Source organism: Agrobacterium sp. LMR679, assembly GCF_027157905.1.
GTDB classification, from domain to species: domain Bacteria; phylum Pseudomonadota; class Alphaproteobacteria; order Rhizobiales; family Rhizobiaceae; genus Agrobacterium; species Agrobacterium leguminum.
In genome coordinates this window covers 2636391-2659433 of the sequence record NZ_JAPVOJ010000002.1, presented here as the reverse complement: position 1 = coordinate 2659433, position 23043 = coordinate 2636391, and the positions used below count along the sequence as shown (strand labels likewise).

The window sequence follows — 23043 nt, the reverse complement described above, 5'->3', positions numbered from 1 at the left end:
CCCACTATATTCCGGCGGCTTGAAAGCTGGGGCGGCATCCAAGGTCGTGCCGTAATTCTGAGGAGTTTTATATGTTCATTAGTCAAGCTTTTGCCCAGGACGCAGCGGGCGGCGCATCGGCCTTCGGTTCCGGCCTTGAAATGCTTTTCCTGTTTGCGCCGCTCATGGTGGTCTGGTACTTTTTCCTTATCCGCCCGCAGCGCGCGCAGATGAAGAAGCGCCAGGAAACGCTGACCAATATTCGCCGTGGCGATCAGGTCGTTCTCGGCGGCGGCATCGTCGGCAAGGTGACCAAGGTCATCGATGACAATGAACTCGAAGTCGAAATCGCCGAAGGCGTGAAAATCCGTGCCGCCCGCGCCTACATTGCCGAAGTGCGTGTGAAGGGCGAAGTGGTCAAGACGGAAGCCGCTTCCTGATCCTGCCGGATTATCGAATGCCCGATTGCGAATTTTGACGGGTTGCGTGCAGCGCGACCCCAACCCTGACCGAGATCGAAATGCTTCATTTTTCCCGTTGGAAAACAGTCTTCATCTGGCTGCTTGTGCTGGCAAGCGTCTTCATCGCCTCTCCCAACCTGTTTACGGACAAACAGCTGGAGGGCATGCCTGCCTGGTACAAGGACAACAAGGTAACCCTCGGTCTCGACCTTCAGGGCGGTTCGCACATCATGCTCAAGATCGAGCGTTCCGACATTGTCAAGGAACGGCTTGAAACGATCGTGGGCGATGTGCGCACGCAGCTTCGCGACGCCAATATCCGCTATTCGGGGCTCACCGGCAACGGCCAGCAGATTCAGGTCCGCATCAGCGATCCCGCTCAGGTGGAAGCTGCCAAGAATGCGCTTCGCGACCTGACGCAGCCGGTGTCCGCCGGCACGCTGGTCGGCGGCTCCATCACCGAAGTGACGATGAATGACGGCGGCGACAATCTGCTCAGGCTCAACCTGACGGATGAGGGCATCGACTACCGCCTGTCGTCGGCCGTTTCGCAGTCCATCGAAGTCGTGCGCCGCCGCGTCGACGAAGTCGGCACCACCGAGCCGCTCATCCAGCGTCAGGGTTCGGACCGCATCATCGTGCAGGTGCCCGGCCTTCAGGATCCGCAGCGCCTGAAGTCGCTTCTGAACCAGACGGCAAAGCTGTCCTTCCGCATGGTCGACACGACCATGCCGGTGCAGGAGGCGATGAACGGTCGTCCGCCGGCCACCTCCGAGGTTCTCTATTCGCAGGACGATCCGCCGGTTCCTTATCTGGTGGAACGCCGCGCGCTCGTTTCCGGCGACAATCTCGTCGACGCGCAGGCAAGCTTCAACCAGCAGACCAACGAACCTGTCGTCACCTTCCGCTTCGACAGCCGCGGCGCGCAGCGCTTCGCGCAGGCGACGCAGCAGAATGTCGGCAAGCCTTTCGCCATCGTGCTCGATAACCAGGTCATTTCCGCGCCTGTTATCCGCGAGCCGATCATTGGCGGTTCGGGACAAATCTCCGGTAACTTCTCGGTACAGGGCGCCAACGATCTCGCGGTTCTGCTGCGCGCCGGCGCGCTGCCGGCCACGCTGACCGTGGTTGAAGAACGCACCGTCGGCCCGAGCCTCGGTAACGACTCCATCACCGCCGGCCTGACGGCCAGCGCCATCGGCGCGGTCGGCGTCCTCATCTTCATGTTCGTCTTTTACGGCTTCTTCGGCCTGCTGGCGAATATCGCTCTCATCGTCAACGTCATCATGCTGCTCGCTGTGTTGAGTGTGATCGGATCGACGCTGACCTTGCCGGGTATTGCCGGTATCGTCTTGACCATCGGCATGGCCGTGGATTCGAACGTTCTGATCTATGAGCGAATACGCGAGGAGGTGAAGAGCGGTAAACCGCTGATCCAGTCATTGGATAACGGTTTCACCCGCGCCTTTGCGACCATTATCGACGCCAACCTGACGACGCTGATCGTGGCAAGCGTGCTGTTCTACATGGGCACCGGTCCGGTGAAGGGTTTTGCGGTTACTCTGGCCGTCGGTATCATCACCACCGTCTTCACGGCCTATACGCTGACGGCGTGGATGTTCGGCTACTGGGTTCGCCGCAGCCGTCCGAAACACCTGCCGAAGGGTGTCCGCACCGCCATGTTCGACGGTCGCGACATTCCCTTCATGCGTTATCGCCGCGTGGTGTTCATGATCACCGGCGCCATCATGCTCGCCTGCGTCGGCGGCTTCGTGGCCAAGGGTCTGAACCTCGGCATCGATTTCCAGGGTGGTTCGGTCATCGAAGTGCGCGCCAAGCAGGGTGAAGCCGATCTCGCCGATATTCGCGATCGTCTGAACCAGCTCAATCTGGGTGAAATCCAGGCGCAGAATTTCGGTACGCCGCAGGATGTTCTCATCCGCATCCAGGCGCAGGACGGCGGCGAAAATGCCGAGCAGTCCGCCATCACCATGGTACGCGGCGAGCTTGAGGACAAATACGACTTCCGTCGTGTGGAAGTGGTGGGTCCTGCCGTTTCCGGCGACCTGACCGTTACCTCCACGATCGGCGTTATGCTCGCCATGGCCGCGATCATGGTCTACATCTGGGTTCGCTTCGAGTGGCAGTTTGCACTCGGCGCGGTCATCTCCATGGTGCACGACGTGGTCTTCACTATCGGCCTGTTCGTCTTCCTCGGGATAGAGTTCAATCTGACCAGTATCGCGGCGATCCTTACGATCATCGGATATTCGCTGAACGATACCGTGGTCATCTACGACCGTGTCCGTGAAAACCTCAGGCGATACAAGAAGATGCCGCTTTCCATGATCATCGACGTGTCGCTGAACCAGACCCTGTCGCGTACGATCCTTACCGGTCTGACCGTACTTCTGGCACTGCTGGCACTGTATCTCTTCGGCGGCGAGGTCATCCGCTCCTTCACCTTCGCCATGCTGTTCGGTGTCGGTATCGGCGTGTTCTCCTCGGTCTACATCGCCGCTCCGGTGCTGATCGCCTTCAAGCTGCGTCCTGACAGCAAGGATGCGGAAGATGAGAAGGACGATAAGAAAGAAAACAACACCGGCGCCATCGGCGGCAAGCCTGCCGTCTGATGGCCGGCGGGATTGAAATACGCCCGGCCCATTTTCCCGGCCGGGCGCCCATCGATGCCTATGGCAATGGTGGGTTCCGTTTTGCCGACATGTCGCATCGCGGTTCGCTTCTGCTCCTGCCTTCGGGCATCTATGGGTGGGAGCCTGTCGATGCGAAAGAACTGACGGTCGGACATTTCGAAAAGGTTCTGGCGGAAGCGCAGGATATCGAAGTGTTGCTGATAGGTACGGGCGACGGCATGCGGGTCCTGCCGAAGGAATTGCGCGCCGCCTTCAAGGAGGCGGGCATTTCGGTCGATCCGATGAGCACGGGCGCCGCCGTGCGCACCTATAATATCATGCTGTCGGAATCGCGCGCCGTGGCTGCGGCGCTGATTGCCGTCGAAGGCTGACAGGACGTTTCGCGCGGGGAACCATGGCACCCACAGAAAATCTCGACGTCTGCCTCGCGACGCTGCGCGATACTGATCGCGACCGCTATCTCGCCTGTCTTCTGTCGCCTGCCGAAAAGCGTAATGCGCTTGCCGCGCTATACGCCTTCAATGCCGAAATCGCCCGCATCCGCGATTCCGTGCGCGAAGCGCTGCCCGGTGAGGTGCGCATGCAATGGTGGCGCGATCTTCTCGACGGCAATCCGCATGGCGACAGCCAGTCGCATCCGGTGGCTGCCGCGCTTTTGACGACGATCGAGCATTATCGCCTGCCGCGGCCGGTTCTGGCCAATGTGATCGAGGCGCGTATCTTCGATCTCTATGACGACCTGTTCGAGGATCGCAATGCGCTGGAAGGTTATGCCGGAGAGACCGCATCCGCATTGATCCAGCTTGCAAGCCTCGTGCTTTCCGCCGAGGACGCCGCATCCAGCGCCGAGGCGGCAGGGCACGCGGGCGTGGCGCAGGCCATGGCCGGCATGCTGCTGCTCATGCCGCTGCACCGGCGTCGCGGGCAGGTCTATATTCCCGCCGATATGCTGGCTGCGGCCGGGCTCGACCGCGAGACCTTTCTTGAAGGCCAGGACAGGCAGCGCATCGGCATCGCCATCGAAATTTTTGCGGCTCATGCGCTGGATCATATCGAGAAGGCGAGACGCGCGAAGATTTCGAAAAATGTCTTTGCGGCTTACCTTCCCGTCGCGCTGTCCGGGCCGGTCATCGCCGCCGCCAGAAAGGCGGGGAGCGGCGTATTCGACGGCGACCTGCAACTGTCGCAGCTTCGCCGGCAATGGCTGCTGGCAAAGGCTTCCTTCCTTAAGCGTTTCTGATGGCACGGACCGCGCCAGGCGGCGAAACGACGTCGATCCAGCAAAGCCACACTTCACACAAGCCTCGGTCTATATGAACCTGAACCGGGTTCGCATCGTTTCGATTCGCGAATCGTGATGTTTCGGTGCTGAGGGAGCGTCCCGGATGAGTATTGCGATCTGGATTATCGTTTTCGTGCTGCTTTCGGTCTTCGCTGTTTATGCCTGGCGCATGACGCGGGCGACGGATGAGGATAACAGTCATGATGTGGGGCAGGCGATCATGGATTTCGCCCGCGCCTTTCCCAATGAGGCGATCAGAAGTCTGCATATGACGGCGGGTGGCGGCGCAGCCTTTGTGCGGCTGCACGACAACAAGGCCGGCTTCATGCGCAATATGGGGTCGCATTATGTGTGCGTGATGATCGATCCCGAGCGCATCCGGGTCGAAAGTCTTGAGAGCGGCGACGGTTTCGTCGTCACCTTTTTCGACATGCCGAAATATAGCGGCTCATACCGGTTCAAATCGGCCGGAGAGGCGGCCGAGGTCTCCCTCTGGCTGCTTGGCAGCCTTGTGGAGGCGCAGGATCATCACGACGAAGGGCCGCTGCCCTCGAATGGTTGAGGCACGTCAGGTGTCGGCTGTCACTGCCCGTCAAGCGGCGGGGTCGCACCGGCGTGCTGGCGTTCGCGCCAGATGATGAACAGGCCGGATGCGACGATGATGAGGATGCCGAGCCATTTCGACGGCGTCGGGAAATCCGAAAACAGCGCATAACCGAGGATCGTCGCCGAGATGATCTCGAAATACTGGAACGGCGCCAGCAGAGAGAGCGGCGCCAGCCGGAAGGCCCTGACGATCAGCAGGTGCATGTAGCCGGATATCGATCCCAACAATACAAGAAGGGCAAGTGCGAAGCCGGATTGCGGCAGCGAGACGGCAAAATCCTTGTCGCCCAGCGCATCTCCGGCAAAGAGTGCGGCCCCCATGAACACGGTTCCCGCAATGCCCGACATTGTCTGCATGACCAGCGGGCTGTCGGCATCGCCGATGGCGCGGTTCAGGAAGAGGTAGAGCGTATAAAGAAAGGCGCAGGCGACCGGCGGGAGCGATGTCCAGCCGAAGATTTCGAAACTCGGCTGAATGACGATCAAGGCACCGCCGAAGCCGACCGCAATCGCCGTCCAGCGCTTCCAGCCCACTTTGTCGCCGAGGAAGAGGGCCGACATCATCGTCAGCATGAAAGGTTCGACGAAATAGATCGCGAAGACATCGGCGAGCGGCATGTATTTGACGGCGGCGAAGAACATCAGGCTGGCCGAGGCGTGCAGGACACCGCGCAGGCAGTTCATCCACGGTCGTTTGGCGCTGAACAGCGCTCTGGGCGACACCACCAGCAGCAGCGGCAGGGTGCACAGCACCTGGAAAAAGAAGCGGTAGAAAGTTACCTGCGCCGGCGACATGCCGCCGCTCACCGCCATGTATTTGGCAATCGCATCCATGACCGGCAGCACCAGCATGCAACCCGCCATGATGGTCATGCCTTTGGCGATATCGTTGAAACCGGTCTGGCTGGTCATGGATTGGGGAGTCATGGGTCAGGCTGCGCTTTCGACCAAAAGGTCCAACGGGAGAGGGGACGCCCGCAAGGTCGCCCCCCTTCCGGGTTCAGGCGGCCTTCTCGCGCGGCAGGCTCTTCATATCAATGACGAAGCGATAACGCACATCGCTTTTTATCATACGTTCATAAGCGTCGTTGATCTGATCGATATCGATCATCTCGATTTCGGCGGCGATGCCTTTTTCGGCGCAGAAATCCAGCATTTCCTGCGTCTCGGGAATGCCGCCGATCATCGAGCCGGCAAAGGTCTTGCGGCCGGGAATGAGGCTGAAGGCCATAACCGAGAGCGGCTTTTCCGGCGCGCCCACCTGCACCAGCGCGCCGTCACGTTTCAGCAGCGCCAGATAGGCGTTGATGTCATGATCGGCGGCCACGGCGTCGATGATGAGATCGAGGCTCGAAGCGGCGTTCTTCATCTGCTCGGCATCGCGCGAAACGATCACCTCGTGTGCGCCAAGCTTTTTCGCATCCTCGGCCTTGCCCGGCGACGTCGTGATCATCACCACGGTTGCGCCCATGGCGTTGGCGAGCTTGACGGCCATATGGCCAAGACCGCCAAGACCGACGACGCCGACACGCTTGCCGGGTCCGGCATTCCAGTGGCGCAGCGGCGAATAGGTGGTGATACCCGCGCAGAGCAGGGGCGCCGCCGCCGCCGGATCGAGGCCTTCGGGAATGTTGAGGACGTAACGGTCATCGACGACGACGTGGGCGGAATAGCCGCCGAGCGTATGCGCGCCGCCGCCCATCGCTTTATCGGGCGAATTATAGGTGCCGGTCATGCCGTTTTCGCAATATTGCTCCAGACCCTCGGCGCAGCTTGCGCATTCCCGGCAGCTATCGACGATACAGCCGACGCCGACGCGGTCGCCCGCCTTGAACCGGGTGACCTGTGAGCCGACACGGCCGACGCGGCCGATGATTTCGTGGCCGGGAACGCAGGGATAGAGGGAGCCCGGCCATTCGCTGCGGGCCGTGTGGATATCGGAGTGGCAGACGCCACAGAATTCGATCTCGATTTCGACATCGCGTGGGCCGGGATCGCGACGCTTGATGGTCGCGAGCTTCATCGGCGAAGAGCCGTCATCGCAGGCATAGGCGGACGTAGTGAACATGATCGTTCCTCCTCTTGTGGTGATCGATGCTGGAAACACCGGCCTGCGGCAAAGGTTGCGGTGGGATCAGCCGCTTGCGCCGGTTTCGGGCACTGCTTCGCCAAACACCTCCTCAAAGGCCTCGCGCAGCAGAACGTCGACGTCGCCGATCATAACCGGCAATCCAAGATCGACAAGGCTGGTGACGCCATAGGCGCTGATGCCGCAGGGAACGATGCCTGAAAAATGCGAGAGGTCTGGATCGACATTGATCGAAAGCCCGTGGAAGCTCACCCATTTGCGCAGCCTGATGCCAAGTGCCGCGATCTTGTCCTCGGCCATGCCGCCATCGGGAAGCAGCGGTTTTTCCGGACGCCGGACCCAGACGCCGACGCGGTCCTCGCGCCGCTCGCCACGCACATTCATCTTGTCGAGCGTGCGGATGATGACATCCTCCAGCGCCGCCACATAAGCGCGGACATCCTGCCGCCGCCGCTTCAGGTCGAGCATGACATAGACGACCCGCTGTCCCGGCCCGTGATAGGTATATTCACCGCCCCGACCCGTGGCGAAGACGGGGAAGCGCTCCGGCTCTATAAGATCCGCGGCATCGGCGCTGGTGCCGGCGGTATAGAGCGGCGGATGTTCCAGAAGCCAGACGAGTTCGTCGGCCTCGCCGTTTGCAATGGCCGCGACTTCACGCTCCATTTCCTCAATCGCCTGCTCATAGGGGACGAGGCCTTCCGAGATTCGCCAGCGAACGGGCGGCGATCCGGCGGCGGGCAGCATGTTTGTCTCGATATCGGTGCGTGTGAGCATGAAAAAGTCCTTTCCACAGCCTTCTCGCAAAATGGCGACAAGGCCGCAACCCCAGCATTTCCGGGCTTCCTGCATATAGGATGGTGCGGTGCGATTTTTAATTTCAAAAAACTGTCACGACGCTCTTGTGCACCGAAAATCCTTTTGCTACATGCACCCCCGTCGGCGCAAGTCGACGCCTACCACGATGCGGTCGTGGCGGAATTGGTAGACGCGCAGCGTTGAGGTCGCTGTGGGGCAACCCGTGGAAGTTCGAGTCTTCTCGACCGCACCAAAGAAACCCGCTTCGGCGGGTTTTTTCTTTTTTAGCCAGTCGTTTAGCTTGCCTTCTGTTTCCTGTCCCCGGTTCGTTGGACCGTATTGGATGTGTCCCAAGCCACGCCAATCTGCTTTTCCCCGCAGCCAGAGCGCCATGAATTAAGGGCGGCAAATTATCGACCTGCCGCCGTTCTAATTGAATGGACGAGGTGGATCAGCGTCGGTTGCGCTGGCCGTCACCGACACGGTAGGGGTCACCATCCATGACCTGATCCATCCGCCACTCGTTTCCACGATATGGACTATGCCACGTCTGGCACCCGGCCAGAAAGACGGTTGCGGTCAGCAATCCGAAAGTGAGGGCGGCTCGCACCATATTGAACTCCTTCGACATCTCATCACAAGCCATGTAGGCGCAGCCAGGTGGTTTTGCGATGACTCTTTGAAATTTATCGTCCATTTCGGAACCCTGGAGCATGTCCGGTCAAAACGGAATCGTCGGAGGTGCGCTATCACTTTGTTTTTTCGCATTTACGGACGTAAAACCGCTACGCACTTTTACTGGAAATGCTCTAGCTGGACTCGGTCATCATAAATTTCGGTGGATATCGATGCACGCTGGAGTAGCCGTGCGGTTCCCCCCTACAAAAACGAGGGGTGGAATATTAGAGGTCCGATGTTAGCTTTTGTCAGGAAAATATGTCTGGGGGTTTTCGTGCTGGGGGACAAAACGGATTCAGACAATGCGCTTGGCTATTACATGTGGAGCATTTCCGACAACAGGCTGATCATGGATGCGGTCACTGCGGAATGCCACGGGTTTTCGGAGGCGGTTGCGTCGCGCGGGGTGACGATCGAGGAGATTCTCGAAAGAATCGATGTCGAGATGCGCGATCAGGTGGCGCAGGCGATTTTTGAGAGCATCACTACCGGTGTGTTTTTCGACCAGCGCTATAAGGTCAATCTGCCGGACGGGTCGGACCGGTGGATCGTAGCGAAGGGCAGGGCGATTTTTGATGCCGACAATACACCGTTTCTGGGCATTGGCAGCGTTCGTGATATTACCCTGAAAAAAACCTATCAGTTCGAGCCTCGGCAATAGAGAGAGGCCGGCGGGGGTGAAAACCGCGCATAAAAAGAGGCGGCTTTCGCCGCCTTTTTTCGTCTGCACCGGGCGGGGACATCAGAAGACGGCGAGATATTTCAGCAGCGAAATAATGCCGATGATGATGACGATCACCTGTGCGATCTGTTTCGCACCGCCGCCGACCGGCAGTCGCGCGATAAGCCACAAGACGAGCACAATCACCAGGAAGGTGATCAGAATGCTGACGAGCGTAGATGTAACCATATGTCCCAGCTCCCTTTTCAATCAATACTCAACGGTCGTTCACCGTTGCGTGAGTAAAAGCGCGAGGCTAATTTTGGTTCCATCGGGTGAAATCGCGGTGTGAGGTCGGGCATGAATCAGTTCAGGGTTAAAAAGCGGCCGACGGGGGCTGTCGTCACTCTTGGCCGTCTTGGGCATCCCGATGTCATCACCGCCACCGGAGGCGCCCTGACGGTGGTGACGGCGGCCTCGGAGCCGGGTTTCAATCCGCTCGATCTTCTTTATTCGTCGCTTTCGGCCTGTCTGGCGCTCAGCGCCCGGATTGCGGCGAGCCGCATGGGCGTGCTCGACCGGTTCGAAAAGGTCATGGTGCAAGTAGCAGGCGAAAAGGCTGAGGAGGAGCCGACGCGGGTAGCGCGTTTCGATGTCCGGATCGAGATAAAGGGGGATTTCGATGAGGCCACGCGCAGCGCCATCGCCCATATGGCCGAGGATATCTGCACCGTCAGCAACACGCTGAAGGGCGATGCGGAGTTTGCGCTGTCGATTAGCGGCTGACCATCAGGATTTCCGGGATTTTTCCCATTTTTTCACCAGCCGGTCGCGCTTGAGCTTCGAGAGGCGCTTCAGCCAGAAAATGCCGTCCAGCTGGTCGATCTCGTGCTGGATGCAGATGGCGTGAAATCCCTCGGCGGTCTGCCGGTATTCGCCGCCGGCTATGTCCTTAAATCTCACCTCGATTTCGCAGGGCCGCTCCACCTCGTCGGTAAAGCCCGGCATGGAGACGCTGCCCTCCATATGGCGCATGGTCTGCGTGGATTGGCTGACGACTTCAGGATTGACGTAGGTGAGCACGGTTCCCGGTGTCAGTTCCAGCACGAAAACTCGCTGTTTTATGCCGATATGGGCGGCGGTGATGCCGACGCCGGGTGCGGCGCGCATCGTGTCGATCAGGTCCGTCACCAGCTCCTGCAATTGCCCGTCGAAAGCCGTGACCGGCGGACAGATTTCGCACAAGCCGGGATGGGGGTAGGGCAGGATCGGCCTGATTGCCAAGGAATGCTCCGTTCGTTTCAAATCCGCAGGGACGCCGCCGCAAGGGTCCGTCCTTCTTCGGTTGCCTCCAGAAAGCTGCGCTGGGTGCGGGCATCGCGTTTTGTCACCTGCACGAAACGTGGTGACAGGGCAGTGATTTCGCGCAGAATGAGGGCGTGCGCAAGCCCCAGCCGGTTGGCGATGCTGCGGCTGTCAGCGGCGATGTTCAGATAAACCGAAAGAAGGATCGCTGCGCCCGTGGCGGTCAGCGCCTGTGAGGAGTTTTCCTGAACCCGCTCCACCGCCGCCATGAAAGCCGCAGTGGATTGTTCCTCTTCCATCAGGAGGCATCCCGGCGCAGGCGAACGGAGACGAGCACCGATTTCGATGTCGGCGTGAAACTTTCTTCGCCATAGCTCGACAGCGGCACCAGCACGTTCAGCTCCGGATAATAACCGCCGACGCTGCCCTGCGGGATATTATAGGGCACCAGCCGGAAATTCCGCGCAATGCGTTCCACGCCGTCGCCATATTCGCCGATGACATCGACACGCTGGCGGGAATGGGCGCCGAGCGCTTCCATGTCCTTCGGGTTCATGAAGATGACGTGGCGCTCGCCATAGACGCCGCGATAACGGTCATCCATCCCGTAGATCGTGGTGTTGTATTGATCGTGGCTGCGGAAGGTCTGCAATACGAACAGGTCATCGCGCGTGAGCGCCTGCTGGTGTTCGGTCTGTTCGGGCAAGGGGCCGCTATAGAAGGTGGCCTTTTTCGCCGGCGTGTTCCATTCCCGTTCGGCTGCCGCGTTGCGCAGATGAAAACCGCGCGGCACGCGGACGCGCTCGTTGAAATTATCGAAACCGGGAATGACCCGCTCGATCATGTCGCGGATGAGATCGTAATCATCGGCAAACGCCTTCCAGTCGACATGGGCATTGCCAAGCGTCGCCTCGGCGATGCCGGCGACGATGGCGACTTCCGAACGCAGCTCATCCGAGGCCGGCGGGTTGATGCCGCCGGAACCGTGCACCATGCTCATGGAATCCTCAACCGTGACGATCTGCGAGCGGCCGGCCGAATTGCGGTCGATTTCCGTTCGGCCGAGACAGGGCAGCACGAAGGAGGTTTCGCCCGGCACCAGATGCGAATGGTTGAGCTTGGTGGCGATGTTGACGGTCAGCTTCTGCTTTTCGAAAGCCTTGACGATCAGCGGGCTGTCGGGCGTCGCCCGCATGAAATTACCGCCGAGCGCGATGAAAGTCTCCGCCTTGCCGTCCAGCATCGCGGCGACTGCTTCGACGGTATTGTGGCCGGGCTTGCGCGGCATGGGGACGCCGAGTTCCTTTTCCAGCGCGTCGAGAAGCGCGGGCGGGGCTTTTTCGTCGATACCGACGGTGCGGTCGCCCTGCACGTTGGAATGGCCGCGCACCGGGCAAAGGCCGGCGCCGGGCCGGCCGACATTGCCGCGCAGCAGCATGAAATTGGTGATCTCGCGAACGATGATGACCGAATGCTTGTGCTGGGTGACGCCCATGGCCCAGGTGGCGATGACGGAACCGGCATTCATGTAGATACGGGCGGCTTCCTCGATTTCCGCGCGGGTGAGGCCGGACTGGTCGAGGATGCTTTCCCAGCTCGTCGCATCGACGGCGGCGCGATAGGCCTCGAACTCCGCCGCATGTTCGGCGATGAAGTCGTAATCGATGATGGCGGGTTCACCCGCCGCCCTTGCGGCATCATCGGCGGCGAAGACCGCCTTGCTCATGCCGCGCACGGCCGCCATGTCGCCGCCCTGGCGCGGCTGGTAATAATTGGTGGCGATGCGGGTGCTGCCGCCGGTAATCATCTCCACCTTGTCCTGCGGGTCGGCGAATCGCTCCAGCCCCTTTTCACGGATGGGGTTGAAGACGGCGATGCGGGCGCCGCGAAGGGCGGCGCGGCGCAGATCGCCCAGCATGCGGGGATGGTTGGTGCCGGGATTTTGCCCGATGACGAAAATGGCGTCCGTCTGCTCGAAATCCTCAAGCAGCACGGTGCCCTTGCCGACGCCGATCGAAGCCTTCAGGCCGACGCCGCTCGCTTCGTGGCACATGTTGGAACAGTCGGGGAAATTGTTGGTGCCGTAAAGCCGGACCATCAGCTGATAGAGGAAGGCCGCCTCGTTGGAGGCGCGGCCGGAGGTATAGAACTCCGCCCGGTCCGGGCTGTCGAGACTGTTGAGGATACGGCCGATTTCGGCGAAGGCATCGTCCCAGGAGACGGGCAGATATCTGTCGCTCGCCCGGTCATAACGCATGGGGTGGGTGAGGCGGCCCTGTTTCTCCAGATCGTAGTCGGACCAGCCGCGTAGTTCCGAGACGGTGCGGCTGGCGAAGAAATCCGGCGGCACCCGGGCTTCCGTCGCCTCCCATGACACCGCCTTGACGCCGTTTTCGCAGAACTCGAAAGAGGAGCCATGTTCCGGGTCGCCCCAGGCGCAGCCCGGGCAGTCGAATCCATCCGGCTGGTTGGTCTTCAAAAGCGTGCGGGCGCCGGAAATCGGGGCGCCGGATTCGAGAAGGCGTTTGCCGACGCTTTTGAGTGCGCCCCAGCCGCCTGCGGCGGTCGATGCCTTGCCAATGAAGTCCGTCTTGCTCATGGTCCTGATTCCCGGAATCTGTCTTCTCGTGCCCGCCTGTCGGCGTTTGCCGTTTGTCAAATGCCTATCCAGAAGCGCCGTTCCACGCTGCCTGTCAATGTCTTAATTGTGCATTGCGGCGAAACCTTTGTTCGCCCGTTCGACATTTGAAACGGGAACGGCGTAAAGGGGGTGGGCGTTGTCGCAAAACAAGCTGCAAAGCTTGGCTAAACATGCCTATAGCCGCTGGCCGTGGCAGAGCCTGCGAACAGGAAGAGGAATGTTGAATGGATTTTTCGCCGCAGCCGGAGAGCTTGTTTATTTGCCGCTATCCGGTTGTTGACAATAAACCTTTTAACGCCATTCTGCCTGCGCATCCGTGCACTGCGGCATTTGAATACAAGGGGACGCCAGATGACAGACCGTGACGACGATCCTGTCGCGCCCGAGGACATGAAGCCAACGGAAGCGCCCTCCGATATTTATGCAGAAGACGGGTCCGTCCGCTCGGATTTTCTGACGATGGTGGGTGCGGCGATCGCTGACCGCGATCTGCTTTTCCTGCGCAAGAATGTGGCGCGGCTGCACGAATCCGAACTCGGCGACCTGCTGGAATCCATCCTGCCTGAACAGCGCCATGCGCTGGTGCGCCTTCTCGGTTCCGACTTCGACATGACGGCGCTGACCGAGGTGGATGAGGGCATCCGCCTCGATATCGTCGACCAGATGTCGAACGAGCAGATCGCCGCCGGTATCGGCGAGCTGGATTCGGACGACGCCGTCTATATTCTCGAGGACCTCGACGACGAGGACCGCGAGGATATTCTCTCGCAACTGCCGTTCACCGAACGTGTGCGGCTGATGAGGGCTCTGGATTATCCGGAAAGCTCGGCCGGCCGCCGCATGCAGACGGAATTTGTGGCCGTGCCGCCGTTCTGGACCGTGGGGCAGACCATCGATTATCTGCGCGAGGAGGAGGAGCTACCGGATTCCTTCACGCAGATCTTCGTCATCGATCCTACCTTCAAGCTGGTCGGTGCGCTCGATCTCGACAAGGTGCTGCGCGCCAAGCGTCAGGTGAAGATCGAAACGATCATGCACGAGACCAACCACTCCATTCCGGCCGAGATGGACCAGGAAGAGGCTGCGCAGCTTTTCGAGCAATATGACCTTCTCTCCGCCGCCGTGGTCGACGACAACGGCCGACTGGTGGGCGTGCTGACCATCGATGACGTGGTGGACGTCATTCAGGAAGAGGCCGAAGAGGATCTGCTGCGCCTTGGCGGTGTCGGTGACGAAGAACTGTCTGACTCGATTGCCAGCACGTCGCGTTCACGCGTGCCCTGGCTTGCGGTCAATCTCATCACGGCCTTTCTCTCCGCCTCCGTCATCAGCCTGTTCGATGCGACGATCCAGCAGATCGTCGCGCTGGCGATCCTGATGCCGGCTGTGGCCGGTATGGGCGGCAACGCCGGATCGCAGACCATGACGGTGTCGGTGCGCGCACTCGCCACCAAAAGCCTCGATATTCACAACGCCGCCCGCATCATCCGGCGCGAGGCGGGCGTGGGTATTCTGAACGGCATGCTGTTCGGCTGCGCCATCGGCGTTGTTGCCGGTGTCTGGTTTCAGGATATCCATATCGGCGGCATCATCGCCACGGCCATGTGTCTCAACATGCTGGCGGCGGCGCTGGCGGGCATTCTCATTCCACTGGTGCTCGACAAGTTCGGAGCGGACCCGGCGGTCTCCTCGGCGGTCTTCGTCACGGCGGTCACCGATATTGTCGGCTTTTTCGCCTTTCTGGGGATCGCGACCTGGTGGTACGGTATTTCCGGGTAGGGTCAGGCGGGCGAAAATTGACTTTTACGTGAAGGTCAAATAATATCATCCGGTTATGAATCGGATAGGCCCTTGGACAAGTATTATAGCATAACCGAACTGACACGCGAATTCGGTGTTTCCACCCGTACCTTGAGATTTTACGAGGACGAGGGGCTGATTCACCCTGAGCGTCGCGGGCGCACACGGCTTTTCAGGGCTGCGGACCGACGCCTCATTCAGGAAATCCTGCGTGGCCGCCGTATCGGTTTCACGATCTCCGAAATTCGCGAAATCATTCACGTCTACAAGGAACCGCCGGGCGAATCGGGCCAATTGGTGCTTCTGATGAAGAAGGTCGATGAAAAGCGCGCCGAGCTTCGGCAAAAACGCAAGGACATCGAAGAGACGCTGGCGGAACTCGACAATGTCGAAGAAGCCTGTCTGACGCGGCTTGCCGAAATCGGCGTTGGGACGTGAACGAAATTTCGGGCGATATTCGCGCTGGGTCATCGTTTAAGAATTAATATGTCTCCTCCGTCATCCTCGGGCTTGTCCCGAGGATCTGCTACGGTTCAATTTTGGAAACAGGGATAGATCCTCGGGACAAGCCCGAGGATGACGCCGAGTGCAGATGGGAACGCTCGAAAACGTTGGCTCGATTTGGCCCACTCGTACCTACTGCGCCTCAACCGTGCACTGCTGCGCCACCTCGCTGACCTTCGTCTGCTGATCGGCGCTGAGCTTGCCTTCCATCATCGTGTCGAACAGGTTTTCCGCCTGCAGCTTCTCCAGCGTGCAGCCGCAGAAACGCTGGCACAGTTCCAGCCCGTTCGCCTGCTCGACGCAGCTCTTTTCACAGCTCGATTTGTAAAGCTCGACCTGATCGACAGGTGGGGGCGGGGCGATGAGCGACAGGGTGTAAACGAGACCGATCAACACCGGCTGGTGGATGAGGTAGAAGGCAAGGCTGTGACGGCCGGGGCCTGCGATCAGGTTGCGAGGCGAACTCGGGCTTCGAAAACGATCCAGCCAGTCGCGCGGCGTGACGAATTGCGAGACCGCAAGTCCGGCAAGGAAGGGCGCAAGCCAGGGCAGCAGCGGCACATAATCGTTCGAGCGGGGCGGCATGGTGGAAAAACCGATCCAGGCCAGCCATTTTGCGTTGAACAGTTCGGATTGCAGATAGTGCGGCAGGATGAAAGCGACCACTGCAAAAAGCAGCGTCACGGCCGCGGGGGCTCGCAGGAACAGCAGCCCGACAAGGCTTGCGGCGGCGATATTGTGCAATATGCCGAAGAATATGAAGCTGTCCGGAAAGGCGAAATAGGTGGCGACGGTAATGAGCAGCGCCGCGCCGGCCACCATGGCAAAACGCTTGCCGAAAGACGGCCAGTTCACGCCCTTGCCATGGGCGAGAAAGAGGCTGAAACCGGCCAGAAACAGGAACGAGCTGGCGATGCCGCGCGCATAGAGCTTCCACAGGCCGGTCGTCGCCGTGCCGGGTTCGAGATAGCCGAAATATTCCAGATTCCATGTGAAGTGGTAGGACGCCATGGCGATGAGGGCCAGCCCGCGCAGGGTGTCGAGACCGCCTATGCGGCCTTTGCGGCGGTTTTCGTTTGCGGCTGTGTTCGTGTCCATGGTTTCCGTTCTTCAAGCTTTCGGGGAGGCCGGTATCACGCTGGGCTTGGCCCTTGAAGTGCGGCTATTTCAAGGCCTGTTTTCTTCCATGATGGCGCGTCGCGCTTCGGAAAAGAACTGGCGGCGTAACAGCGCCACGATGATGATGACCGTGCTGGCAATGAAGACATAAGGGCTGATGAACCAGCCGAGATAACCGATGGACAGAAAGATGGTCCGCAGCCCGTCATTGAAGTTCTTAGCAGCGATGATGTTCATATTTATGACGTTTTCGGCCGCCCGCTCCGCCGCCTGACGATCGGCGCCGACATCGTGGACCATGGGAATGGCGCCGAACAGGATCGTGCAATAGTTGAACAGGCGGTAGGACCAGCCGAACTTGAAGAAGGAATAACCGAAAAGACAGGTGAGCCCTATGACCTTCAGTTCGAAAGCCGTGCGCCCCGCATAATGCACGAAAGGCATGTCGCGAAACACCGATTCGACCTGTTCGGTGGCACCCAGAAGGGCGAAACATCCGCCGATGGCGAAGATGGAGGTGGAGGCGAAGAAGGCGGTGCCGTTCTGCAGGCCGGCCATGATCTGCGTGTCGATCATCTTCAGGTCGCGCTTCAGCGAATTCATGATCCAGTCACGCCGGCGCTCGGCCATGGCCTGATTGAGGCTGGCTCTCGAAAATAGCCTCGTCCCCGTCGTGACATGGGTATAGACGGCCCATAACAGGATGAAAACGACGATCGAGATGTAGTCCATGACGGTCATCACGGGCAGGCCACCTTGCTGTTTGCGGATCTTTGAAAGCATATTGATTTGAAGGCCATGGCAAGGCAATGGCGGCGGCTGCCGTCACTCCATATTCTCCTTTGGCGTTGCGGTTTCATCATTCGGTTTTTCGCTAACTTTCCGGTAACCAAGTCGCTTTATCAATCCAGTCGCGGACGACAGGTCTGCCGGTTCCGGGTTAAGGTTTTGCGTCCCGGTTCCGCCTGATTTTTGGCTAACGGCAGGGACCGATTGACAGGATGGCCGTTCGCACCTAGCCTTTCATCAGGACCGGTGTTTCCGGTATCCGGAGTCGCCAAGGCTGATATGCCCCGCATCCTGCGGGCAGGTCCTGTTTTCTCCGGTCCGGTATCAGCGGCAGTCCGGCATGAGCAACCGGGGGACGCCTTTTTCTACGAATCGTTCCCTTCATGTCTGCCTGTCCCTGGCTTGCGACACGGCGAAGATGCCGGTCCACTTCATTCTCTTCCTTCAGGTTTTAGATGACAGATAAAAACCGCTCCGTTTTCATTCTTGGCGGCGCGCGCTCCGGCAAGTCCCGTTTTGCGGAGGAGCTTGCGAGCAAGTCCGGTGGAAGCCTGCATTATCTGGCCACCGGCCGGGCATGGGATGACGAGATGCGCGACCGCATCGTCCATCATCAGGCGCGGCGCGGCGGCGAATGGGCCACGCATGAAGCGCCCGTCGATATTGCCGCCGTGCTGGAGCAGCTCGATGCGCCGGAAAATGTCGTTCTCATCGATTGCCTCACCCTGTGGCTCACCAATCTGATGATGGAGAATGCCGATATCGAGACTGCCTTTGCGGCGCTTGAGGCGGCGATTGTATCGGCTCGGGCGAGGCTGATTTTCGTCTCCAACGAAGTCGGTCTCGGCATCGTGCCGGAAAACCGCATGGCGCGTGAATTTCGCGATCATGCCGGCCGGCTGCATCAGCGAATCGCCGCCATTGTCGGTGAGGTCTATTTTGTCGCCGCCGGTCTGCCCCTGAAGATGAAGGGCTGAAACGGCACCTTCAAAAGCAGGGCCGACATAGGCGCGCACTTTTGCTCTTACGCAAATTTCCCCCATAAAGCCGCGCCCTGTTTTACCGGGGCTGCGACAGCTTTGCTTTCTTGATCTGGATCAAGGTGGCGTTCCCCTGCCGGTGGCAATGCTCCAACCGACGCAAAGGCGCGTTTCCGCTCTCCCAGGCGCGTGCCGTGCCTTTCGTCGGTCGGCTTGCACGTTGGGGGAAACCAACAATGAATTACACGTTAGAAACCGCGATCGTGGCCCTTGGGGCCTTTCTCGCGTTGCTTGGGGCAGCTTTTGCCCATGACAGTCTTTTCGCCGCCCATATGTGGGTGCTGTTCTTTACACTGCTGGTCAGCACGGTGCTTTTGTTGCGCCGTGTCTCCTTCGCGCCTGTCGATTCAGCCGCGCTCGCCCGCCGCAAGTCGGAATATTTCGACGAGGTGGTGAAATACGGCGTCATCGCTACCGTGTTCTGGGGTGTCGTCGGTTTTCTGGTCGGCGTCGTGGTGGCGCTTCAGCTTGCCTTTCCCGATCTCAACATCGCACCCTATTTCAATTTCGGCCGCATGCGGCCGCTGCACACCTCGGCGGTGATCTTCGCTTTTGGCGGAAATGCGCTGATCGCCACGTCCTTTTACGTGGTGCAGAGAACCTGTCGCGCGCGCCTGTTCGGCGGCAATCTCGGCTGGTTCGTGTTCTGGGGTTATAACCTCTTCATCATCATGGCCGCCACCGGTTACCTGCTCGGCATCACCCAGGGCCGCGAATATGCGGAGCCGGAATGGTATGTCGATATCTGGCTGACCATCGTCTGGGTCGCCTATCTCGTTACCTTCCTCGGCACGATCTTCATGCGCAAGGAGCCACATATCTATGTGGCGAACTGGTTCTATCTCGGCTTCATCGTCACCATCGCCATGTTGCACATCGTCAATAATCTGGCGGTGCCCGTGTCGTTCCTGGGCGTCAAGAGCTATTCGGCGTTCTCGGGCGTGCAGGATGCGCTGACGCAATGGTGGTACGGCCATAACGCCGTCGGCTTCTTCCTGACGGCCGGCTTCCTCGGCATGATGTATTATTTCATTCCGAAGCAGGTGAACCGCCCGGTCTATTCCTACCGCCTGTCGATCATCCACTTCTGGGCGCTGATCTTCATGTATATCTGGGCCGGCCCGCACCATCTGCACTATACCGCGCTGCCCGACTGGGCGCAGACGCTCGGCATGGTGTTCTCGGTCATGCTGTGGATGCCTTCGTGGGGCGGCATGATCAACGGCCTGATGACGCTTTCGGGCGCATGGGACAAGATCCGCACCGATCCCGTCGTGCGCATGATGGTGATGGCGGTGGCCTTCTACGGCATGGCGACCTTCGAAGGTCCGATGATGTCGATCAAGGCCGTCAACTCGCTCAGCCACTATACCGACTGGACCATCGGCCATGTTCATTCCGGCGCGCTTGGCTGGAACGGCATGATCACCTTCGGCGCGATCTATTACCTGACGCCGAAACTCTGGGGCAGGGACCGTCTCTACAGCCTGCAACTGGTCAACTGGCACTTCTGGCTCGCCACGCTCGGCATCGTCGTTTACGCCGCCGTCATGTGGGTGGCCGGCATCCAGCAGGCTCTGATGTGGCGCGAATATGATGCCCAAGGCTTCCTCGTCTATTCCTTCGCGGAATCGGTCGCAGCTTTGTTCCCCTATTACGTGATGCGTGCACTGGGTGGCCTGATGTTCCTCAGCGGCGCGCTGATCATGGCCTACAACGTCACGATGACCATTCTCGGTCATCAACGCGAGGAGGGCGCCCGCAAGGACGCGGCTCCTTCGCTGCAGCCTGCTGAATAAGGAGAGGCCGCATGTCCATACTTGACAAACACGGCGTCATCGAACGCAACGCCACGCTGCTTCTGGTCGGCTCGCTGCTGGTCGTCTCCATCGGCGGTATCGTGGAAATCGCACCGCTCTTTTATCTCGAAAACACCATCGAGAAGGTGGAGGGCATGCGGCCCTACACGCCGCTGGAACTGGCCGGGCGCAACATCTACATCCGCGAGGGATGTTACGTCTGCCACAGCCAGATGATCCGGCCGTTCCGCGACGAGGTGGAGCGTTACGGGCATTACAGCCTGGCGGCGGAATCCATGTACGACCATCCGTTCCAGTGGGGTTCCAAGCGCACGGGGCCAGACCTTGCGCGCGTCGGTGATCGTTATTCGAACGAATGGCACGTGCAGCATCTGGCCGATCCGCGCTCCGTGGTGCCGGAATCGATCATGCCGTCATACGCCTTCCTCAAGACGACGCCGCTGAAGATCACCGACATCTCGATGGAGCTGAAGGCCAACCGCGCCGTTGGTGTGCCCTATAGCGATGAGATGATCGAGAAGTCCGCGGCTGATCTTGTCGCTCAGGCCGATCCGAATGCGGATTCGTCGGAACTTCTGGCGCGTTACCCGAAGGCGAAGGTCGGCGATTTCGACGGCGATCCGGCCAAGCTTACCGAAATGGATGCTCTGGTCGCCTATCTGCAGATGCTCGGCACGCTGGTCGATTTCTCGACCTATGACGATGCCGCCGGATACCGGTGAGGAGGCCAAAACGATGGAAACCTATACGGCCATGCGCCACTTCGCCGACAGCTGGGGCCTGCTTGCCATGACCCTGTTCTTCGCCGGCGTCGTCGTTTTCACCCTTCGCCCCGGCTCCAAGAAAGCCGCGGACGATGCCGCCAGCATTCCGCTCAAGGAGGACTAGGATATGTCCGAAAAACACATTGATGACATCAGCGGCGTCGAAACCACCGGCCACGAATGGGACGGTATCCGCGAGCTGAACAATCCCATGCCGCGCTGGTGGGTCTGGACCTTTTATTTCACGATCCTCTGGGCCATCGGTTATACCATTGCCTATCCGGCATGGCCGCTGATCAATGGGGCGACGCAAGGGTTGCTCGGCTGGAACAGCCGCGGCGATATTGCCGCCGAAATTGCCGATGCAAAACAGTCGCAGAGCGTCTTTGTCGATAAGATCGCCAATTCGTCGCTCGCCGAAATTCAGGCCGACCCGACCCTGATGCAGTTTGCCCTTTCCGGCGGCGCTGCGGCTTTCAAGGTCAATTGCATTCAGTGTCACGGTTCGGGCGCGGAAGGCGGGCAGGGCTATCCCAACCTCAACGATGACGACTGGATGTGGGGCGGCGGCGTCGACGACATCTATACGACGGTGAAGCACGGCATTCGTTTTGCCGACGATGCGGATACGCGCGCTTCGGAAATGCCGGCCTTTGGCGAAATCCTCCAGTCGAATGAAATTCGCGAGGTTGCCGCCTATGTCGTCAGTCTCACCGGTACCCCCTCCAACCCGGCGCTGGTGGAACCCGGCAAGCAGCTCTTTGCCGACAATTGCGCCTCCTGCCACGGGGAAGACGCCAAGGGTAATCGCGAATTCGGCGCGCCCAATCTTGCCGACGCGATCTGGCTGAAGTCCCAGGGCGAAGAGGGGATTGTCTCGCAGATACGTTCGCCCAAGCACGGGGTCATGCCCGCCTGGGGTGAGCGTCTCGGCGATACGACGGTCAAGCAGCTTGCGATCTTCGTGCATTCGCTTGGTGGTGGTGAGTGATAGCAAAGACAGGAAATGGAAAGGGCCGTGTCATGCGGCCCCCGGATCGATGACAGCGGGCCTGAAAGCTCTCTTCCGTCATGCTCGGGCCTGTCCCGAGCATCTGCAACATCTCGATTTAATTGGACGTGATTAGATCCTTGGGACAAGCCCAAGGATGACGTCGAATGTAAAGACGCTTTGCCATCAAACTCAAAGGGCCGCTATGCGGCCCTTTTTTCTTTATCGGTCCGACCAGACGGCCAGTTCATATCCGTCCGGATCGGCGAAATGAAAACGGCGTCCGCCGGGAAAGGCAAAGATCGCGACGTTGATCCTGCCTCCGGCGGCCTCGACGCGGCGTTGTGCGTCTTCGATATCGGCGGCGTAGAGAATGACGAGCGGTCCGCCCTTGGCCGAGACCGGCGCCGTGGTGGTGAAACCGCCGGTCAGCCGGCCATCGGAAAACTCGCAATATTGCGGACCGTAATCCTTGAAGGACCAGCCGAAGGCGCCGCCGTAAAATTCCTTGCTGCGCTCGATATCGGCGACGTTGAATTCGACATAGTCGATGCGCCGGTCGTTCGTATTCGTGGTCATGGTTCCTCCATCAATCCTTTTCGAGCAGCGCCTTCAGCGTTTCGAGATCGGCCGTGATCGCTTTTGCATCCTGTTCGAAATCCTCGTCCGTCATGCCCTGAAGGCGAAGCAGGGTGAAACTCACCTCCGTGCCGCTGCCGTTCGGCGTTACCCGTAGCGCGTTATAAACTTTCACGCCATCCGGCAATGTCACGACATGGTCGATGACGCCAAACTCGTTTGCAGGCGCAAAATTGACGCGCACTTCGCCAAGCGGCCCGCCCTCGGCGATCCAGTCCTCGCCGTCCGGTGTGAGGCCGCCCGCAAGGCCTGCGGCCCAGCGGGGCATGTTCTGCGGGTTGGAGGCGAAGTCATAGACGTGGCTCCATGGTTTTTCGACCGACAGATGAATGATTCTCGACTGCATGACAGGCATTTCATCCTCCCTTGGCGGCGCGTTTCCATACTGCGCCACTTTGTCGTCACTTGATGTAAGTCAAGGAT

At 59.7% G+C, this 23043-nt stretch carries 26 protein-coding genes and 1 tRNA gene; 15 read left to right on the top strand and 12 right to left on the bottom strand.

Annotated features, from left to right (window positions below; genetic code table 11):
• Positions 1-71: 71 nt before the first annotated feature.
• The 5 genes from yajC to O3W47_RS23635 all read left to right on the top strand — a co-directional run bounded on the left by yajC (position 72) and on the right by O3W47_RS23635 (position 4938).
• Positions 72-419 carry a preprotein translocase subunit YajC gene (yajC, locus tag O3W47_RS23655; protein WP_003524964.1) on the top strand — a complete coding sequence of 116 codons (348 nt, stop codon included), beginning with the start codon at positions 72-74 and terminating at the stop codon, positions 417-419.
• 80 nt (positions 420-499) lie between these two features.
• Positions 500-3073, top strand: a complete 2574-nt coding sequence (secDF, locus tag O3W47_RS23650) for a protein translocase subunit SecDF (RefSeq protein WP_003524965.1) — start codon at positions 500-502, stop codon at positions 3071-3073.
• Positions 3073-3465, top strand: a complete 393-nt coding sequence (locus O3W47_RS23645) for an Mth938-like domain-containing protein (RefSeq protein WP_003524967.1) — start codon at positions 3073-3075, stop codon at positions 3463-3465. The genes secDF and O3W47_RS23645 overlap by 1 nt, the downstream gene beginning before the upstream one ends.
• 23 nt (positions 3466-3488) lie before the next feature.
• The gene (locus O3W47_RS23640) at positions 3489-4334 is read left to right on the top strand and encodes a phytoene/squalene synthase family protein (protein WP_269314721.1); all 846 of its coding nucleotides are present in this window, start codon (positions 3489-3491) and stop codon (positions 4332-4334) included.
• Positions 4335-4479: 145 nt separating this feature from the next.
• Positions 4480-4938: a hypothetical protein gene (locus O3W47_RS23635; protein WP_127755988.1), complete on the top strand. Its 459-nt coding sequence runs from the start codon at positions 4480-4482 to the stop codon at positions 4936-4938.
• A 20-nt stretch (positions 4939-4958) separates the two neighbouring features.
• Here O3W47_RS23635 and O3W47_RS23630 read toward each other — a convergent pair whose 3' ends face one another.
• The 3 genes from O3W47_RS23630 to lipB all read right to left on the bottom strand — a co-directional run bounded on the left by O3W47_RS23630 (position 4959) and on the right by lipB (position 7848).
• A complete protein-coding gene (locus tag O3W47_RS23630; RefSeq protein ID WP_269314883.1) occupies positions 4959-5894 on the bottom strand; it encodes a DMT family transporter in 936 nt (311 codons plus the stop codon).
• A gap of 88 nt (positions 5895-5982) precedes the next feature.
• Positions 5983-7050: an NAD(P)-dependent alcohol dehydrogenase gene (locus O3W47_RS23625; RefSeq protein WP_080816967.1), complete on the bottom strand. Its 1068-nt coding sequence runs from the start codon at positions 7048-7050 to the stop codon at positions 5983-5985.
• 66 nt (positions 7051-7116) lie between these two features.
• Positions 7117-7848, bottom strand: a complete 732-nt coding sequence (lipB, locus tag O3W47_RS23620; protein WP_120947647.1) for a lipoyl(octanoyl) transferase LipB — start codon at positions 7846-7848, stop codon at positions 7117-7119.
• Positions 7849-8037: 189 nt separating this feature from the next.
• Here lipB and O3W47_RS23615 point away from each other — a divergent pair.
• Positions 8038-8122 (top strand) — tRNA-Leu (locus O3W47_RS23615).
• A gap of 198 nt (positions 8123-8320) precedes the next feature.
• On the opposite strand, the gene O3W47_RS23610 is transcribed toward O3W47_RS23615, so the two are convergent.
• Complete coding sequence (locus O3W47_RS23610) at positions 8321-8482, bottom strand: hypothetical protein (protein ID WP_078053104.1); 162 nt, start codon at positions 8480-8482, stop codon at positions 8321-8323.
• Positions 8483-8782: 300 nt separating this feature from the next.
• Here O3W47_RS23610 and O3W47_RS23605 point away from each other — a divergent pair, with 300 nt between their 5' ends.
• Positions 8783-9208: a PAS domain-containing protein gene (locus O3W47_RS23605; protein WP_331283569.1), complete on the top strand. Its 426-nt coding sequence runs from the start codon at positions 8783-8785 to the stop codon at positions 9206-9208.
• Positions 9209-9289: 81 nt separating this feature from the next.
• On the opposite strand, the gene O3W47_RS23600 is transcribed toward O3W47_RS23605, so the two are convergent.
• Positions 9290-9457, bottom strand: a complete 168-nt coding sequence (locus O3W47_RS23600) for a Thivi_2564 family membrane protein (protein ID WP_003502827.1) — start codon at positions 9455-9457, stop codon at positions 9290-9292.
• 111 nt (positions 9458-9568) lie between these two features.
• Between O3W47_RS23600 and O3W47_RS23595 the strand changes: the two genes are divergently transcribed.
• Positions 9569-9994: an OsmC family protein gene (locus O3W47_RS23595; RefSeq protein ID WP_269314719.1), complete on the top strand. Its 426-nt coding sequence runs from the start codon at positions 9569-9571 to the stop codon at positions 9992-9994.
• Positions 9995-9997: 3 nt separating this feature from the next.
• Here the strand turns inward: O3W47_RS23595 and O3W47_RS23590 are convergent, their stop codons facing one another.
• The 3 genes from O3W47_RS23590 to O3W47_RS23580 are packed head-to-tail and all read right to left on the bottom strand — an operon-like array spanning position 9998 to position 13112.
• Positions 9998-10492: a peptide deformylase gene (locus tag O3W47_RS23590; RefSeq protein ID WP_269314718.1), complete on the bottom strand. Its 495-nt coding sequence runs from the start codon at positions 10490-10492 to the stop codon at positions 9998-10000.
• A 17-nt stretch (positions 10493-10509) separates the two neighbouring features.
• On the bottom strand, positions 10510-10812 hold the full coding sequence (locus tag O3W47_RS23585) for a hypothetical protein (RefSeq protein WP_137451929.1): 303 nt from the start codon (positions 10810-10812) through the stop codon (positions 10510-10512).
• Positions 10812-13112: an FdhF/YdeP family oxidoreductase gene (locus O3W47_RS23580; protein ID WP_269314717.1), complete on the bottom strand. Its 2301-nt coding sequence runs from the start codon at positions 13110-13112 to the stop codon at positions 10812-10814. Before O3W47_RS23580 ends, O3W47_RS23585 begins: the two co-directional genes overlap by 1 nt.
• A 393-nt stretch (positions 13113-13505) precedes the next feature.
• Here O3W47_RS23580 and mgtE point away from each other — a divergent pair, with 393 nt between their 5' ends.
• Together mgtE and O3W47_RS23570 are read left to right on the top strand one after the other, a co-directional pair.
• Positions 13506-14933 (top strand): magnesium transporter, encoded by a 1428-nt coding sequence (gene mgtE, locus O3W47_RS23575; RefSeq protein WP_262535326.1) that lies wholly within the window; start codon positions 13506-13508, stop codon positions 14931-14933.
• Positions 14934-15005: 72 nt separating this feature from the next.
• Complete coding sequence (locus tag O3W47_RS23570) at positions 15006-15392, top strand: MerR family transcriptional regulator (protein ID WP_003524989.1); 387 nt, start codon at positions 15006-15008, stop codon at positions 15390-15392.
• Positions 15393-15590: 198 nt separating this feature from the next.
• Here O3W47_RS23570 and O3W47_RS23565 read toward each other — a convergent pair whose 3' ends face one another.
• Positions 15591-16556, bottom strand: a complete 966-nt coding sequence (locus O3W47_RS23565; protein WP_269314716.1) for a heparan-alpha-glucosaminide N-acetyltransferase — start codon at positions 16554-16556, stop codon at positions 15591-15593.
• Between the two features lie 69 nt (positions 16557-16625).
• Complete coding sequence (locus O3W47_RS23560; RefSeq protein WP_269314882.1) at positions 16626-17318, bottom strand: DUF599 domain-containing protein; 693 nt, start codon at positions 17316-17318, stop codon at positions 16626-16628.
• Positions 17319-17821: 503 nt separating this feature from the next.
• On the opposite strand from O3W47_RS23560, the gene cobU reads away from it, so the two are divergent.
• The 5 genes from cobU to ccoP all read left to right on the top strand — a co-directional run bounded on the left by cobU (position 17822) and on the right by ccoP (position 21981).
• A complete protein-coding gene (gene cobU / locus O3W47_RS23555) occupies positions 17822-18343 on the top strand; it encodes a bifunctional adenosylcobinamide kinase/adenosylcobinamide-phosphate guanylyltransferase (protein WP_269314715.1) in 522 nt (173 codons plus the stop codon).
• Between the two features lie 239 nt (positions 18344-18582).
• Entirely contained in the window at positions 18583-20205 is a 1623-nt protein-coding gene (ccoN, locus tag O3W47_RS23550) for a cytochrome-c oxidase, cbb3-type subunit I (RefSeq protein WP_127755996.1), read from the top strand.
• Positions 20206-20216: 11 nt separating this feature from the next.
• Positions 20217-20948: a cytochrome-c oxidase, cbb3-type subunit II gene (gene ccoO / locus O3W47_RS23545; RefSeq protein ID WP_137003548.1), complete on the top strand. Its 732-nt coding sequence runs from the start codon at positions 20217-20219 to the stop codon at positions 20946-20948.
• A 13-nt stretch (positions 20949-20961) separates the two neighbouring features.
• Entirely contained in the window at positions 20962-21114 is a 153-nt protein-coding gene (locus O3W47_RS23540; protein WP_003502810.1) for a CcoQ/FixQ family Cbb3-type cytochrome c oxidase assembly chaperone, read from the top strand.
• A 3-nt stretch (positions 21115-21117) separates the two neighbouring features.
• Positions 21118-21981, top strand: a complete 864-nt coding sequence (ccoP, locus tag O3W47_RS23535) for a cytochrome-c oxidase, cbb3-type subunit III (protein ID WP_269314714.1) — start codon at positions 21118-21120, stop codon at positions 21979-21981.
• A 222-nt stretch (positions 21982-22203) separates the two neighbouring features.
• On the opposite strand, the gene O3W47_RS23530 is transcribed toward ccoP, so the two are convergent.
• Positions 22204-22560: a VOC family protein gene (locus tag O3W47_RS23530; RefSeq protein WP_269314713.1), complete on the bottom strand. Its 357-nt coding sequence runs from the start codon at positions 22558-22560 to the stop codon at positions 22204-22206.
• Positions 22561-22570: 10 nt separating this feature from the next.
• Positions 22571-22975 (bottom strand): SRPBCC family protein, encoded by a 405-nt coding sequence (locus O3W47_RS23525; RefSeq protein ID WP_080816978.1) that lies wholly within the window; start codon positions 22973-22975, stop codon positions 22571-22573.
• Positions 22976-23043 lie beyond the last annotated feature (68 nt).